At 69.4% G+C, this 13,496-nt stretch carries 11 protein-coding genes and 1 tRNA gene; 9 read left to right on the top strand and 3 right to left on the bottom strand.

Annotated features, from left to right (window positions below; genetic code table 11):
* Positions 1-11 precede the first annotated feature (11 nt).
* The 5 genes from ACZ7M2_RS01450 (at position 12) to ACZ7M2_RS01430 (ending at position 6,864) form a co-directional block, all read left to right on the top strand.
* Positions 12-398, top strand: coding sequence for a chorismate mutase (locus tag ACZ7M2_RS01450; RefSeq protein ID WP_471593689.1), 387 nt, complete (start codon positions 12-14; stop codon positions 396-398).
* 182 nt (positions 399-580) lie between these two features.
* Positions 581-1,171 carry a response regulator gene (locus ACZ7M2_RS01445; RefSeq protein ID WP_471593688.1) on the top strand — a complete coding sequence of 197 codons (591 nt, stop codon included), beginning with the start codon at positions 581-583 and terminating at the stop codon, positions 1,169-1,171.
* A gap of 82 nt (positions 1,172-1,253) precedes the next feature.
* Complete coding sequence (gene pepN, locus ACZ7M2_RS01440; RefSeq protein ID WP_471593687.1) at positions 1,254-3,752, top strand: aminopeptidase N; 2,499 nt, start codon at positions 1,254-1,256, stop codon at positions 3,750-3,752.
* 329 nt (positions 3,753-4,081) lie between these two features.
* A complete protein-coding gene (locus ACZ7M2_RS01435; protein ID WP_471593686.1) occupies positions 4,082-5,446 on the top strand; it encodes a pyridoxal phosphate-dependent decarboxylase family protein in 1,365 nt (454 codons plus the stop codon).
* Entirely contained in the window at positions 5,443-6,864 is a 1,422-nt protein-coding gene (locus ACZ7M2_RS01430) for a lysine N(6)-hydroxylase/L-ornithine N(5)-oxygenase family protein (protein WP_471593685.1), read from the top strand. The genes ACZ7M2_RS01435 and ACZ7M2_RS01430 overlap by 4 nt, the downstream gene beginning before the upstream one ends.
* A gap of 59 nt (positions 6,865-6,923) precedes the next feature.
* Here the strand turns inward: ACZ7M2_RS01430 and ACZ7M2_RS01425 are convergent, their stop codons facing one another.
* Complete coding sequence (locus ACZ7M2_RS01425) at positions 6,924-8,738, bottom strand: bifunctional metallophosphatase/5'-nucleotidase (protein ID WP_471593684.1); 1,815 nt, start codon at positions 8,736-8,738, stop codon at positions 6,924-6,926.
* A 138-nt stretch (positions 8,739-8,876) separates the two neighbouring features.
* Between ACZ7M2_RS01425 and ACZ7M2_RS01420 the strand changes: the two genes are divergently transcribed.
* Together ACZ7M2_RS01420 and pyk are read left to right on the top strand one after the other, a co-directional pair.
* A complete protein-coding gene (locus ACZ7M2_RS01420) occupies positions 8,877-9,590 on the top strand; it encodes an SIMPL domain-containing protein (protein ID WP_471593683.1) in 714 nt (237 codons plus the stop codon).
* Positions 9,591-9,740: 150 nt separating this feature from the next.
* Positions 9,741-11,177, top strand: coding sequence for a pyruvate kinase (gene pyk, locus ACZ7M2_RS01415; protein WP_471593682.1), 1,437 nt, complete (start codon positions 9,741-9,743; stop codon positions 11,175-11,177).
* A 9-nt stretch (positions 11,178-11,186) separates the two neighbouring features.
* On the opposite strand, the gene ACZ7M2_RS01410 is transcribed toward pyk, so the two are convergent.
* Together ACZ7M2_RS01410 and ACZ7M2_RS01405 are read right to left on the bottom strand one after the other, a co-directional pair.
* Complete coding sequence (locus ACZ7M2_RS01410; protein ID WP_471593681.1) at positions 11,187-11,963, bottom strand: transcriptional regulator; 777 nt, start codon at positions 11,961-11,963, stop codon at positions 11,187-11,189.
* A gap of 106 nt (positions 11,964-12,069) precedes the next feature.
* Positions 12,070-12,142, bottom strand: a tRNA-Leu gene (locus tag ACZ7M2_RS01405).
* Positions 12,143-12,242: 100 nt separating this feature from the next.
* Here ACZ7M2_RS01405 and ACZ7M2_RS01400 point away from each other — a divergent pair.
* Positions 12,243-12,893, top strand: coding sequence for an ANTAR domain-containing response regulator (locus ACZ7M2_RS01400; RefSeq protein ID WP_471593680.1), 651 nt, complete (start codon positions 12,243-12,245; stop codon positions 12,891-12,893).
* A gap of 107 nt (positions 12,894-13,000) precedes the next feature.
* Positions 13,001-13,384 (top strand): DUF2267 domain-containing protein, encoded by a 384-nt coding sequence (locus ACZ7M2_RS01395; protein WP_403693168.1) that lies wholly within the window; start codon positions 13,001-13,003, stop codon positions 13,382-13,384.
* The last annotated feature ends 112 nt before the right edge of the window (positions 13,385-13,496 follow it).

Genomic DNA, 13,496 nt, shown 5'->3' with positions numbered 1-13,496 from the left:
AGTTGCTCCTCATGACCACCAGCGACACCAGCGACACCAGCGACACCAGCAACACCAGCGACGGGGCGGGCGGCGAGGTCGACCCCGCCGTGCGCGCGGAACTCGCCCGGCTGCGCGACAGCATCGACAACATCGACGCCGCCGTCGTCCACATGCTCGCCGAACGCTTCAAATGCACCCAACAGGTCGGCCATCTCAAGGCGGCCCACCAGCTGCCGCCCGCCGACCCGTCCCGCGAGGCCCACCAGATCGCCCGGCTGCGCCGCCTCGCCGAGAGCGCCAAGCTGGATCCGGCCTTCGCGGAAAAGTTGCTGAATTTCATCATCGCCGAGGTCATCCGGCACCACGAGAGCATCGCGGACGGTGCCGGGCGGGGCGCGGCGGCCACGGGGGAGTGACACCGGGCGCTCCCGGCGTGCATCCTGCGTGAGCACTCCCTGTCAGGTGTCAGGCCAATGGCACATGCCGGCCGACCCTCCGTACGGGCCCCGGGGCACCCGCCACCCGCCATCCATGGCACCCGCCCCCCCGCCCGTACCGGCGCGGGCCGGCATGTGGCCGATCGAGGGGACGTCGGGCCATGCCGTCGGATGCCAAGATCCTCATCGTCGACGACCACGAGGACACGCTGTACGCGCTCGAAAGCGCCCTCGCCCCGCTGGGCCACCTCGTGACCCGCGCGACCAGCGGCGACGACGCCCTCAAGGAAGTGCTGCGCGGCCAGGTCGGACTGCTCCTCCTCGACGTGCGCATGCCCGGCGTCAGCGGCCTCGACGTCGTGCGCTACATGCGCCGCGTGGAACAGACCCAGCACATCCCGGTCATCCTGCTCACCGGCTTCGGACCGGACACCGAACTGTCCGCCACCGCGTTCGCCCTCGGCGTCGCCGACCTCGTCATGAAACCCGTCGACCCCTGGACCCTGCGCACCAAGGTCCGCTACCTGTACGACACCCACCAGCGCCGCCGGGCCCTGGAGGCGGAGGTGCGCGAGTTGCGCGCCCGGACCGCGGACCGCGCCTCACCGCCCGCCCCGGGCCGCCTCCACCCCGATACCCGCGTCCCCCCACAACGCGACGGCCACACCGACGCACGGGAGGCGCGGGAGGCGCGAGAGATACGGGAGGTACGGGAGGTACGGAACGCGCGGGAACAGGACCGCACCGCCTGAGTACGCCGATCCCGCCGCGACCGTGCCGAACAAACGCCGCATACCGGACCGACCCTGTGTCCTGTCCGAGCCATCAGGCAGCATGTCCCCCATGTCCGTACTGACGCGCGACGAAGCGCAGACCCGTGCCCAGCTCCTCGACGTCCACCACTACGGGATCGCACTCGACGTGACCCACGGGGACGAGACCTTCGGCTCCCTGACCGTCATCCGGTTCACCGCCCGCGCCGACGCGGACACCTTCGTCGAGCTGAAGCCCGCCGAACTGCGCTCCGTCACCCTCGACGGCCAGCCCCTCGACCCCGAGACCCTCGACGAGAACCGGCTGCCCCTCAAGGGCCTCACCGCGGGCGAGCACGAACTGCGCGTCGACGCGACGATGCGCTACTCCCGCACCGGCGAGGGCATGCACCGCTTCACCGACCCCACCGACGGCGAGACCTACCTCTACACCCAGCTGTTCATGGAAGACGTCCAGCGCGTCTTCGCCGCCTTCGACCAGCCCGACCTGAAGGCCGTCTTCGAACTCTCCGTGACCGCCCCCGGCGGCTGGACCGTCCTCGCCAACGGCGTCACCGAACACCTGGGGGAGGGCCGCTGGCAGGTCGCCCCCACCCCGCTGATCTCCACCTACCTCGTCGCCGTCGCCGCCGGCCCCTGGCACTCCGTCCGCACCGAGCACCGCGGCCTGCCCTTCGGCATCCACTGCCGGCGCTCACTCGCCCCCCACCTCGACGCCGACGCCGACGAGATCCTCGACGTCACCCGCGCCTGCTTCGACCGCTACCACGAGAAGTTCGACGAGCCCTACCCCTTCGACTCCTACGACCAGGCGTTCGTCCCCGAGTTCAACGCCGGCGCCATGGAGAACCCCGGCCTTGTCACCTTCCGCGACGAGTTCGTCTACCGCTCCGCCGTCACCGACACCGAACGCCAGACCCGCGCCATGGTCATCGCCCACGAAATGGCCCACATGTGGTTCGGCGACCTCGTCACCCTGCGCTGGTGGGACGACATCTGGCTGAACGAGTCCTTCGCCGAGTACATGGGCTACCAGACCCTCACCGAAGCCACCCGCTTCACCGACACCTGGACCGACTTCGGCGTCACCCGCAAACCCTGGGGCTACGACGCCGACCAACGCCCCTCCACCCACCCCGTCGCCCCCGACCCGGACGCCGTCCCCGACACCGCGTCCGCCATGCTCAACTTCGACGGCATCTCCTACGCCAAGGGCGCCTCCGCCCTGCGCCAACTCGTCACCTGGCTCGGCGAGAAGGACTTCCTGGCCGGCATCAACACCCACTTCGCCCGCCACAAGTTCGCCAACGCCACCCTCGCCGACTTCATCGACAACCTGGCCTCCGCCACCGAACGCGACGTCCACGCCTGGGCCGACTCCTGGCTGCGCACCACCGGCGTCGACACCCTCACCCCCACCCTCACCGCCGGACCCGACGGCACCCACACCCTCACCGTCGAACACCACGGCAGCCGCCCGCACCGCATCGCCGTAGGCCTCTACGACCACGACCTCGGCGTCCAAGGCCGCCTCACCCTGCGCGACCGCCTCGAAGCCGACGTCCCGGGGACCGAGCCGACCGTGATCGGCAAGCGCCCCGCCCTGCTCCTCCTCAACGACGGCGACCTCTCCTACGCCAAGGTCCGCTTCGACCCCGAGTCCTTCCAGGCCGTGCGCACCGCCCTCGCCGGACTGCCCGAGCCCCTCACCCGCGCGGTCGTCTGGAACGCCCTGCGCGACGCCGTCCGCGACGGCGAACTGCCCGCCATGGCCTACATCGACGCCGCCCGCGCCCACCTTCCGCACGAGAGCGACCTCGCCCTCGTCCAGGGCGTCCTGTCGTTCGCCGCCGCCCAGGTCGCCGACCGCTACCTCCCCGCCGAGGACCGCCCCACCGCCCTCGCCACCCTCACCGACCTCTGCCGCGACCTCATCCGCCGCACCGAGGACGGCTCCCACCCCGGCCTGCGCCTCACCGCCGTGCGCCACTACATCGACGTCGCCGCCCACCCCGACACCATCAGCGCCTGGTTCTCCGAAGGCACCGTCCCCGGCGGACCCGAACTCGACCCCGAACTGCGCTGGCGCATCCTCGGCCGGCTCGCCGTCCTCGGCGCCATCGACGACGCCGTCATCGAGGCCGAACTCGTCCAGGACCCCAGCGCCACCGGCCAGGAAGGCGCCGCCCGCTGCCGCGCCGCGCTGCCCGACCCCGAGGCCAAGCGCCGCGCCTGGGACGAGATGTTCACCTCCGACCACCTCTCCAACTACCTCTTCACCGCCACCGCCCAGGGCTTCTGGCAGCCCGAACAGACCCACCTCGTCCAGGAGTACGTCGAGCGCTACTGGGCCGACGCCGTCGCCGTCTCCGCACGTCGCGGCCCCGCCATCGCCGACGCCGCCGGGCGCTACGCGTTCCCCGTCTACGCCGTCACCCTCGACACCCTTGCCCTCGGCGAAGCGTGCCTCCGCGACGCCGACCCCATCCCCGCCCTCCGCCGCAAACTTGTCGACCAACTCGACGACCTGACACGAGCCTTGAAGGTACGAACCGCATAACACGACCTTGGTCCGCGGGCGGCCGGGGACTGGTCGCGCAGTTCCCCGCGCCCCCGAAAGCCTTCAGCCCGTCCGGCGTTTGAGGACGAGACCGTTCAGGCCGAGGGGGTCTGGGGGCATGCCCCCAGGGATGGGACGGGCAGGGGCGGCCGGGGGCGAGGAAAGGTGGCTCCCGGCCCGGCGCGGCGTCTAGCAGCTTCACCCCCCACTCACATTTCCTCCGCCCACCAGTACCCCCATACGGGTCGGATCGTTGACCTTTCAGGGCGCGCAGGCCCATCCCCGTACAGGCTGGTACCCCCTGCCGCGCGCCCACCGGAGGACACCTCATGAGCACGCCGCCCCTCGCCTCAGGCCCCGAAGGTCCCGGCGCGCTGCGGCCGCTGCTCGACACCGTCCTCGACGCACTGCGCGAAGGCGGCGAGGCACGCGGGGGACCACTGCCCGCCGGCGGACCGCAGAGCGTGGCCCGGCGCGTACGGGACGCGCTCGGCGACGTACTGCCCGAGCAGGGAACCGAAGACGCCCTGCGCGTCGTCGTACGGGCTCTCGCCGAGGGCGCGGCCGACCCCGCCGACCCCCTGTGCGCCGCCCACCTGCACTGCCCACCCCTCGCCGTCGCCACCGCCGCCGACCTCGCCGCCTCCGCCCTCAACCCCTCCATGGACTCCTGGGACCAGGCCCCGGCCGCCTCGGAACTGGAGGCACTCGTCACCCGGGCCCTCGCCCAGGAGATCGGCGCCGGCGACGCCCTGGTCACCACCGGCGGCACCGAGTCCAACCAACTCGCCCTCCTCCTCGCCCGGGAGGCACACGCCGGCGTGCGGCTCATCCACGGCGCCAACGCCCACCACTCCCTGCCCCGCTCCGCCTGGCTCCTCGGTCTGCCCGACCCCGTCGTCGTCCCCGCCCCCGCCGGCACCATGGACCTCGCCGCCCTCGACGAAGCCCTCACCGAACTCCAAGGCCTCCGCGGCTCCCTCCTCGTGGCCGCCACCGCAGGCACCACCGACGCCGGACTCATCGACCCCCTGCCCGACATCGCCGACCTCTGCGAAGCCCACGGCACCCGCCTCCACATCGACGCCGCCTACGGCGGAGGCCTCCTCTTCAGCGACCACCACCGCGGCAAACTCGACGGACTCGACCGCGCCCACACCGTCACCCTCGACCTGCACAAACTCGGCTGGCAGCCCGTCGCCGCAGGCCTCCTCGCCGTCAAGGACCCCCACGACCTCGACGCCCTGAGCCACCGCGCCGACTACCTCAACGCCGACGACGACACCGAAGCGGGCCTCCCCGACCTCCTGGGCCGCTCCCTGCGCACCAGCCGACGCCCCGACATCCTCAAAGTCGCCGTCACCCTCAAAACCCTGGGACGAACGGGACTCGGCGCGCTCGTCGACCAGGTCTGCGCCCGCGCCGTCGAGCTGGCGGACCTCGTCGAAGCACACCCCGGCTTCGAGCTCTACGACCCGCCCACCCTCAGCACCGTCCTCTTCCGCCCCGCCGAGGCCTCCGACGAAGCCGTCGCCGCCGTACGCCGCACCCTGCTCCACGAAGGACGCGCCGTCCTCGGCCGAGCCCTGCTCGACGACCGGCTCTGGCTCAAAGCCACCCTCCTCAACCCCCACACCCGGCCGGGCGACCTGGCCGCGCTCCTGAAACTGGTGGAAGGACACACACCCCGATGAGCCCGACGCCCCTCCCCCCACCCCACGAACCCGACGCGCCCCGCGACCTCGTGGGCATCGGCATCGGCCCGTTCAACCTCTCCCTCGCCGCCCTCGCCCACCCCCTCCCCGAACTCGACAGCGTCTTCTACGAACAGCGCCCCGGCTTCGACTGGCACCCAGGTCTGCTCATCGACGGCGCCACCCTCCAAGTCCCCTTCCTCGCCGACCTGGTCACCCTGGCCGACCCCGCCAGCCCCTGGTCCTTCCTCAACTACCTCAAGGACCGCGACCGCCTCTTCCCCTTCTACTTCGCCGAGCGCTTCCACATGCAGCGCGCCGAGTACGACGCCTACTGCCGCTGGGTCGCCGGCCGCCTCCCCGCACTCCACTTCGGCCACCAGGTCGACGCCGTCCGCTGGAACCCCGAACGCGCCCTGTTCGAAGTCGACTTCACCCAGCTCGACAACGAGGGAGAAGCCGAGGCCCTCGGCCGTACCTACACCCGCAACATCGTCCTCGGCGTCGGCACCGCACCCCACATCCCCGAGCCCCTCAAACCCCTCGTCGATGCCCCCGGCGTCCCCGTCATCCACGCCGCGGACTACCTCGCCCACCGCGAACGCTTCCTCACCGCCGAACACATCACCGTCATCGGCGCGGGGCAGTCGGGCGCCGAGGTCTTCCTCGACCTCCTGCGCAACCGGCCCGCCGGCCACGAGAAGATCCACTGGCTCGCCCGCACCGAGGCGTTCGCCCCGATGGAGTACTCCAAGCTCGGCCTCGAACACTTCACCCCCGACTACACCCGCTACTTCCACGCCCTCACCGAGCCCGTACGCGACCGGCTCGTCGCCGCCCAATGGCAACTCCACAAGGGCATCGACGCCGACACCATCGCCGCCATCCACGACGAGCTCTACCGGCGCACCCTCCACGGCGGCTGGCCCGACGCCGTCCTCACCCCCGCCGTCACCGTCCGCACCGCGGGCCGCGTCGCCACCACCAAGGTCGAACTCCACCTCGAACACGGCCAGCAGGGCGCCCGCACCCGCCTCACCACCGACGCCGTGGTCCTCGCCACCGGCTACCGCGAACGCCCCCTCGGCCAGATCCTCGCCGGACTCGACCCCTACCTGCACCGCGACAGCGCCGAGCGCCCCCGCATCGACGACCAGTTCCGCCTGGCCCTCGACCCCTCCGTCACCGGCCGCGTCTACGTCCAGAACGCCGAACTCCACACCCACGGCGTCGGGGCCCCCGACCTCGGCCTCGCCGCCTGGCGCAGCGCAACCATCCTCAACTCGCTGACGGGCAAAGACCCCTACCCGCTCCCGCGCCGTACGGCCTTCACCACCTTCGGACTCGAACCCCAGTCCCAGGTCCCGCCCGCCCGCCACACCGCCCAGACCCTCACCCCGCTCGTCGACGGACGGTAAGAAGAAGACCCCGGACACACGTCCGGGGTCCAGAAGACCAGCATGCTGGAACAGGCGGGCTAGAAGACCGGCGTGCCGTCCCGCGTGAGCTTCCAGTCCACCGAAGCGAACTCCTTCGGGTCGAGCACACCCTTCGCGGTCACCCACTCGGCGATCCGGGTACGGATCTCCGTCGACTCCGACCAGACCTCCTTCGCGGACGCCACATGCGGGAAGGCGCCGCCACCGTTCGCCCGGTAGTTGTTCACCGCGAACACGAACTGCTGCGCGTCGTCCAGCGCCGCACCGTTGTACGTCAGGTTCTTGATCCGCGAACCCTCCGCCTGCGCGATGTCGATGTCGTAGCGCAGCCCCGACACATAGTCGTAGTTGTAGTCCGGACGGTTGTTCGCGTTGGTCAGCTTCTCCGTGTCGATCACCGCACCGGCCGCCGTCCGCACGAAGTAGTTCGCCGAGTACTCCAGGTACGCCCGCACCTGCGCCCCCGTCAGCACCTTCGCGACCAGCGTGTTGTCGTACACGTACAGGCTCGACAGATCCCGGATCGTCACCTTGCCGGCCGGGATCTCGGAGGTGCGCGAGAACGGCGAGGCCTGCGCGATCACGGGCAGCGACGCGTACTCCGTGCCCACCAGCGCCGCCTTGACCACGTCCTCCTGCACCTTGGTGATCAGGTCGATGATCGGGGCGTCCTTGTAACGCGCCTCGACCGTCGTCAGCGTGTCCGTGGCCGTGCCGACCACCTGGTTGACGTACGCCACCACCAGGTCGTGCTCGTCCTTCAGCAACCGGGTGATCTTCGGGTCGTCGGCGACCGAGTTCGAGTTGCGGACCGTGGCCGCCACCGACTCGACCTGCCACTTCCCCTTCTCGAGGACCAGTTCGAAGTCGAACACCGACAGCCGCTCCGCATACGCCAGCGGCTCCGACAGCACCACCGTCCTGCCGGTCTCGGCGTTGGTGACCTTCAGCTCCGGGATCTCCACGTGCGCGTGCCCGACGAGAATCGCGTCGATCCCCGGCACCTGCTGGGCGACGAGCGCCGCCGAGTTCTCGACGTACGGCAGCTGGTCACCGTAGGAGGACGTGCCGGACGAACCGGAGTGCGCCGACACGACGACCACGTCCGCACCCATCGACCGTAGCTTCGGCACCCACTTCGCCGCCTGCTCCTCCAGACCCGGGAACGTCAACTTCCCCTGGACGTACGCCTTGTCCCAGATCGCGATACCCGGGTTCGTCAGACCGAGCACCGCCACCTTCACCGACGGCGCGCCCGGCACGTGGAACGTCTTCATGAAGTACGGAGGGAAGGCCGGCTTCAGCGTCTTCGCGTCCAGCGCGTTCGCACCGAGCAGCGGGAAGCGGCACTGCGACTCGAACTTCCGCAGCGTCTCGATGCCGTAGTTGAACTCGTGGTTGCCCAGCGCCACCGCGTCATAGCCGATCGCGTTCATCGCCTGCGCCATCGGGTGCACCGGACCACCCTTGGCGGTGATCGGGTCCACCTTCGCGTAGTAGTACGTCAGCGGGGTGCCCTGGATCGTGTCGCCCGCGTCCAGAAGGAGGGTGTTGCAACGCCCCTTCTCCTCGCGGATCTCGTTCACCAGCGTCGAGATCCGCGCCAGACCCTGCGCGTTGCCCGCCGTGTCCTTGTACTCCGCGTCCTTGAAGTAGTCCCAGTTGAAGACATGTCCGTGCAGGTCCGTCGTGCCCATGACGGTGAGGGAGTGCCGCTTCACAGGCTTCTTCCTACCCCCTGCCGCCGCCGAGGTCGCCGCCTGCGCGGACGGAGCCGCGACCGCACCGGTCAACGCCACCCCCGCACCCGTCACGGCGGACTTCTTCAGGAACTTCCGGCGGTTCAACGGCATGTCTATGGCTCCTTGGGAATTGGTCAACGACGCGCGTAGATTCTGACCTACGCATGACACTCCAGAACAGGTCCGGGAGGTTTCCATCTGGTGACCACCGGGCACCACGCCCGCCCTTCCGGTGACAGAGTGGGGCGTATGGCCCCCACCGCAGAGGAACCCCGACCCGCAGTCCCCTACGGAACCCCCGCATCACCCCGCATCGCCGTCCGCGGCGAAGCCCACCTCGAAGTCGACCCCGAGATCGCCCGCATCGGCATCACCGTCAGCGCCCGCGGCACCGACCGACGCGAGGCCCTCGCCGACCTCACCCGCCGCAACGCGACGGCCATGGACCTCGTGAAGTCCTACGGAGACGCCGTCGAACGCCTCGAAACCGGCGCCTTCTCCATCAGCCCGGAACTCACGAAACACGGCCGCGGCGAACGCGTCCGCGCCTACCACGGCCGCGTCCACCTCACCGCCGAACTCACCGACTTCACCGCACTCGGCGAGCTGACGACACGCCTCGCAGACCTCGACCTCACCCGGGTCGACGGCCCCTGGTGGGCCCTGCGCCCCGACTCGCCCTCCCACCGCCAAGCCCGACAGCAGGCGGTCCGCGAAGCCGTCCAACGCGCCCGCGAATACGCCGAAGCCCTCGGCACCACCCTCGCCGCGCTCGTCGAACTCGCCGACATCGGCGCCGAGAACGCCCAGCCCTACCCGGCGGCCCCCGGCCGCGCCATGCGCTCCATGTCCTTCGCCGGCGGCGCCCCCGAAGAAGCCGCCCCCCTCGACCTCGAACCCGAGCGCCAACACGTCTACGCCCAGGTCAACGCCCGATTCACGATGGCACCGCCGGAACTGTAAAACGCGGACCGGTCGCCATGAAGTACCGACGCGCTCATCAGAGCACCCCGGCGCACAATTCAACTGTTGTCAATAAGGCTTCACGTAAAGGTTGTTGAGTAGTCATGCTGGACCAATTCTCTACCGACCGGTAAGGCCTAGGCTCAAACCATGCGCCGAGCAAAAATCGTCTGTACATTGGGCCCCGCCACCGACTCGTACGACCAGCTCAAAGCACTGGTCGACGCCGGAATGGACGTAGCCCGCTTCAACCTCAGCCACGGCACCTACGCCGAACACGAGGAGCGCTACCACCGCGTGCGAAAGGCCTCCGACGAGACCGGCCGCAGCATCGGACTGCTCGCCGACCTTCAAGGCCCGAAGATCCGACTCGGCCGTTTCACCGAAGGCCCCGTACTCCTTGAACGCGGAGACACCTTCACCATCACCGTCGAAGAAGGCGCCGAGGGCGACCGCCTCACCTGCGGCACGACGTACTCCGGCCTCGCGGCCGACGTCACCCCCGGCGAACGCATCCTCGTCGACGACGGCAAGGTCTGCCTCGAAGTCACCGCCGTCGACGGCCCCCGCGTCCACACCACCGTCGTCGAAGGCGGCATGGTCTCCGACCACAAGGGCCTCAACCTTCCCGGCGTCGCCGTCTCCGTCCCCGCCCTCTCCGACAAGGACGAAGCGGACCTCCGCTGGGCCCTGCGCACCGGCTTCGACGTCATCGCCCTCTCCTTCGTCCGCAGCGGCCGCGACATCGACGACGTCCACCGCATCATGGACGAGGAAGGCCGCCGCCTCCCCGTCATCGCCAAGGTCGAGAAGCCCCAGGCGGTCGACGCGATCGACGACATCGTCGCCGCCTTCGACGGCATCATGGTCGCGCGCGGTGACCTGGGCGTCGAAATGCCCCTCGAACAGGTCCCGATCGTCCAGAAGCGCGCCATCAAGCTGGCCAAGCGCAACGCCAAGCCGGTCATCGTCGCCACCCAGATGCTCGACTCGATGATCGACAACTCCCGCCCCACACGAGCCGAGGCGTCCGACGTCGCCAACGCCGTCATCGACGGCACGGACGCCGTGATGCTCTCCGGCGAGACGAGCGTCGGCAAGTACCCCGTGGAGACCGTCCGCACGATGTCCCGCATCGTCGAGGCCGCCGAGGAGGACATCCTCGCCAAGGGCCTGCCGCCTCTGACCGACCGCAACAAGCCCCGCACCCACGGCGGTGCCGTCGCCCGCGCGGCGGCGGAGATGGGCGACTTCCTCGGCGCCAAGTTCCTCGTCGCCTTCACCCAGTCCGGCGACACGGTCCGCCGCCTGTCCCGCTACCGTTCCCCGATCCCCCTGCTGGCCTTCACTCCCGACCCCGCCACCCGCTCCGAGCTGAACCTGACCTGGGGCGTAGAAACGTTCCTGGGACCGCACGTCGGCTCCACCGACGCGATGGTCGACCAGGTGGACGAGCTGCTGTTGAAGTACGGCCGCTGCGAGAAGGGCGACATCGTGGTCATCACGGCCGGCTCCCCGCCCGGCGTCTCGGGCACCACGAACCTGGTACGGGTGCACCACATCGGCGAGGACGACAGCCCCAAGTAGGACCGGCTGTCAGTACTTGGGCCCGACGTGGGCGTCCATGAGGGCGACGGAGGCTTTGCGGGCGACGGAGATGTTGAACGGGTTTCCGTTGCGGGTGCAGTGCGTCCACTGGATGCCGAGCTTGTCGAGTGTGTCGGTGTAGAGCTGCCGGATGTCGTCGGAGACGTTGGTGAAGAAGTACCGGGGGTATTCGTAGCGCTTGCGCTCACCGGCGATGACTTTCTCGGTCCAATTGGTGATCCGGCAGCCGTCGGAGTGGATGAGCCCGCGGATGAATTCCCAGGGGTGAGCGTCGACGATTTCTTGTTGCCAGGGTTCGAGGGCGATCGGGCGTTCGTGCTTCTTGCCGGGGCCGTGCTGGGGGAAGAGGCAGGGCCAATGCCGGCTGTATCCGACGACTGAGACGTACCCGACTGCTTGGACCCGGTTCGACTTCTTGCTGGGGTTGATGGCTTCGACGGCGGCAGCGCAAGCTTCGATGAGGCCTGGCCAAGTGTTGGCGCATGCGATGCGGAGAACGTAGCCCGCTCGCATGCCGGGGCTGATACAGCCGTCACCGAGGTAGAGCCCCAAGAGGTAGCTGTACGCTGCCGTGTTGGAGGGTCGCTCAGCCACTGGGCCGCATCTTGAGCATGGTGTGCGCTGTATGCGCGGTAACGGGTCGATGCGTGATTGCCAGCAACGGATCGCTGACCTGGATACCCCGGTCTCCTTGCTCACGGAGTTCAGGCTGCGCCCCTGAGCGACAAGTGTCAGAGCTCGCTCGCGTGTGCCCATGTCGTACATGTGGCTACTTTGTGCGAGCGATCACTACCGTGTGCAGCAAAAAGCGGATGTTCACGAGAACGGGAACATCCGCTTTTCCGTGGCGACCTTGGAATCCAAGGAAAAGTGCCCCGAGTCGGATTCGAACCGACGCTGTATGGGTTTTGAATCCATGGCCTCTACCGCTGGGCTACCGGGGCCCCTTCGAAACGAAGGTCAGCGGTCACCCGCCGTGACACCACCATACCGCAGCTGGGTAGGCTCTTGTCAGCAGTACCCCGCCCTGAACGAGGAGCCCCCGTGACCGCCCCCGAGTCGCCCCAGCCCGTCGCCGACGACGACAAGTCGCACGTGCCTCCGCTGACGACCCGTGTCGTCATCGCCGAGGACGAGGCGTTGATCCGCCTCGACCTCAAAGAGATGCTCGAGGAAGAGGGCTACGCCGTCGTGGGCGAGGCGGGGGACGGGGAGCAGGCCGTCGAGCTGGCCCGTGAGCACCGGCCGGACCTGGTGATCCTGGACGTCAAGATGCCCAAGCTGGACGGGATCTCGGCCGCCGAGAAGATCGCCGAGGAGAGCATCGCCCCCGTGCTGATGCTCACCGCGTTCTCGCAGCGCGACCTCGTCGAGCGGGCCCGTGACGCGGGTGCGATGGCGTACCTCGTGAAGCCCTTCAGTAAGAGCGACGTCGTGCCGGCGATCGAGATGGCCGTCTCGCGGTTCACGGAGTTGAAGCAGCTGGAGCAGGAGGTTGCGGACCTCAGCCAGCGCCTGGAGACCCGCAAGCTGGTTGACCGTGCCAAGTCCGTGTTGCAGACGCAGTACGGACTGACGGAGCCCGCCGCGTTCCGGTGGATCCAGAAGACCTCCATGGACCGCCGTATGTCCATGCAGCAGGTCGCCGAGGCGGTCATCGCGGACGCCGAGGAGAAGAAGTCCGCGAAGGGTTAGAGGACAGGCCCGCGCGCTGGTGCCCGCGCGAGCCCGGCGAGCGCGTGTCAGGCTGGTTCCGGGGCCGCGTGGCCTTCGGGTCGGTAAGGCAGCAAAGGAGACGGCGCGTGGAAGAGAAGGCGTTCGTCCAGGCGGTGTCGCAACGTACGGGCCTGACTCGGCAGGAGTCGGCCGATCTCACGCGTGCCACGCTCGAGACACTCGCCCATCGGCTGAGTTCGGGCGAGGCACGGAACCTGGCGCTGGAGCTCCCGGAGGGTCTGGCGGAGTCCGTTCGGCGGGGTGCCACGGCGGAGATCGAGCGCTTCGACTACGACGAGCTCGTGCGGCGTGTGGCCCAGCGCAACGTGCTCAGGCCGGACGAGGCCGACAGCGGCGTCCGTGCCGTGTTGGTCACGCTCCGTGAGGCGATCAGTGAGAAGGAGTTCGGCCACGCGATGTCGCAACTCGGTGCCGACTTCTCCAGGCCGATCGAGAATTTCGTCGGCTGATTCCGAAGAGGCCCGGGGGGCCCAACCGGGGGGCGGGGGGGCCCTCGTGGCGCGGCGGTGCGGTCGTACGGCGAGAGACCAGGCTCCGCCCTTTCCCACGTGGAACTCTTGT

The sequence above is a fragment of the Streptomyces sp. NPDC111507 genome (assembly GCF_055638955.1).
Note: the sequence above shows the minus strand (reverse complement) of the source record. Positions and strands in the feature narration are given on the sequence as shown.